At 64.6% G+C, this 1,657-nt stretch carries 1 protein-coding gene; it reads left to right on the forward strand.

Annotation, left to right across the window (positions count from 1 at the left end):
- Window positions 1–64 precede the first annotated feature (64 nt).
- Window positions 65–1,495 carry an IS1182 family transposase gene (locus OXR08_RS18560; RefSeq protein WP_267352128.1) on the forward strand — a complete coding sequence of 477 codons (1,431 nt, stop codon included), beginning with the start codon at window positions 65–67 and terminating at the stop codon, window positions 1,493–1,495.
- The last annotated feature ends 162 nt before the right edge of the window (window positions 1,496–1,657 follow it).

Genomic DNA, 1,657 nt, shown 5'->3' on the forward strand with positions numbered 1-1,657 from the left:
CCAGACCGTGCGAAAACTCGCGTGTGCGATTCCACCGTCGCGCTGATGGGCGTATGCTGCGGGCATGGCGTATATCGAGGGTCACGCGCGCGACCAGGCGCTGCTGTTGCCGGCATCGGTTGAGGATTACGTGTCGGCGGACAACCCGGTGCGCTTCATCGACGCCTTCGTCGAAGATCTTGATCTGGTCGAGGCAGGATTCCTTCGGACGCGGCCCAAGGCCACCGGCCGACCGGGTTACGATCCGGCCGATATGCTCAAGCTGTACTTGTACGGCTACCTGAACAGGGTGCGGTCGAGCCGGCGCCTTGAGGCAGAGGCGACGCGCAATCTCGAACTGATTTGGCTCCTGCGCGGGCTGCGGCCCGACTTCAAGACCATCGCCGACTTCCGCCGCGACAACCGCTCCGCGTTCAAGGCGGCGTTCCGCGCATTCGTGGTGCTCTGTCGCAAGCTCGACCTGTTCGGACGCGAGCTGCTGGCGGTGGACGGCACGCGGCTGAAAGCGGTGAACAGCCGGACACGCAACTTCACCAAGGCCAAGCTCGACAAGTATATCAAATCCGCTGACGAGCGGCTGGAGAAGTATCTCGCGCAGCTCGACGATGCTGACCGTGGCGAGGAGGCGGGCACGACCAGACGGAGCGAGGCGCTGGCAGCGAAGATCGCCAGAGTGCGCGAGCAGCGCCAGGTCTCAGAAGCGATGCTGGAGCAGCTGAAGGCCAGTGGCGAGAGCCAGATATCGCTCACCGATCCCGACGCGCGTGCGATGGCGGCCCATCCCAAGGTCGGCGTCGGCTACAACGCCCAAGTCGCGGTCGATGCGAAGCACAAGCTGATCGTCGAACAGCACGTCACCAATGCTGGCAGCGACCTGGGTTTTCTGGCCGAGACGGCGGGGGCGGCCAAGGACCTGCTTGGCGTGGACCGGATCGATGTGGTCGCCGACATGGGATATTACATGGGCGAGGACATTGCCGCGTGCGAACGAGCCGGCATCACGCCCTATGTTGCCCGCCCCCAGCGCGGCACGGCGGTCGGCGACGGTCGCTTTCCCAAGGAGCGGTTCCGCTACGATGAAGCGGCGGACTGCTATCACTGCCCCGGCGACCAGCGCCTCGATACACGCTACCGCTGGCTCCAGGGCGGTCACATCATCGTGCAATATTCGAACCCGCGGGCCTGTGGCGGATGCGAACTCAAGGCACAGTGTGCCCGCGGAGACTTCCGCCGTATCACGCGCTGGGAGGGCGAGGCGGTGCTCGACCGCATGGCGATACGCCTCGCCGCCCGACCCGACATTCTGAACATCCGGCGCGAGACGGTCGAACACCCCTTCGGCTCCATCAAGCAGTGGATGAACCAGGGCGCCTTTCTGATGCGTGGGCTCGACAAGGTTCGCGGCGAGTTCAGCCTGACGGCGCTCGCCTACAACCTCAGGCGGGCGATCAATCTCGTCGGCGTACAGGGGCTGATCCGGGCGGTACAAGCCTGAGCCACGCTGCCATATAGGCCGGCACGGCGCCTGATATCGTGCTCATGAAGCCGTTCTGACCCCGATGCAGCGGGAAACCCGAACATATCAGCGGTTTCTGCCCCTCTGACCAAAAGGACGACGGGCGGCTTCATGACCGCGAGTTTTCGCACGGTCTGGATC

Origin of the sequence: Sphingomonas sp. GM_Shp_2 (assembly GCF_026540875.1) — a bacterium.
GTDB classification, from domain to species: domain Bacteria; phylum Pseudomonadota; class Alphaproteobacteria; order Sphingomonadales; family Sphingomonadaceae; genus Sphingomonas; species Sphingomonas carotinifaciens.

Excerpts from the sequence above, each read along its gene's own strand:
- OXR08_RS18560 (WP_267352128.1), top strand. The coding sequence starts at position 65 with ATGGCGTATATCGAGGGTCACGCGCGCGACCAGGCGCTGCTGTTGCCG.